Here is a 517-nt window from a genome sequence, read left to right as displayed (position 1 = left end):
ATGTCAAAACGCGTGACGAGATGATCCACTTTGAGGATAGGCTCTGCATCGATTTTGACGGTATCGGCAGTCGGCTTGACCGGCTCTGCCATGCCCGTTTTCAAATCGACAATCGGGAAACGCAGAGGCTTGTTCGTACCGGTCATCGAGCCAAGCTGCGGAACAGCGGAAAGAAGTGCGCGCGTGTAGGGATGATTTGCCGAGGCAAAAATGTCTTCGGTCGTGCCTGTTTCGACCGCCTCGCCCTTGTACATGACGACGGTTCGATCGGAGATTTCGGCCACCACGCCCATATCGTGCGTGATGAGCAGAATTGCAGTTCCCGTTTCGTCACGCAGGCGCTTCATCAGGTCCAGGATTTGCGCCTGAATGGTCACGTCCAGCGCCGTCGTCGGCTCGTCGGCAATCAGCAGCTTCGGCCGGCAGATCAGCGCCATGGCGATCATCGCACGCTGGCACATGCCGCCTGAAAGCTCGAACGGATACTGCCCGAAGCGCATTTCCGGTTCCGGTATGC

General features: G+C 57.6%; 1 protein-coding gene. It reads right to left on the bottom strand.

The genetic code is table 11. The annotated features are described in order from the left end of the window. A partial coding sequence (locus tag AB1462_RS31680) for an ATP-binding cassette domain-containing protein (protein ID WP_367249023.1) occupies window positions 1–500 on the bottom strand: 500 nt, incomplete at its 3' end. Window positions 501–517: the final 17 nt, after the last annotated feature.

This window comes from Pseudomonas sp. SB113, assembly GCF_040754745.1.
GTDB lineage: Bacteria > Pseudomonadota > Gammaproteobacteria > Pseudomonadales > Pseudomonadaceae > Aquipseudomonas > Aquipseudomonas grimontii.
This window is presented reverse-complemented; position numbering and strand designations above follow the sequence as displayed.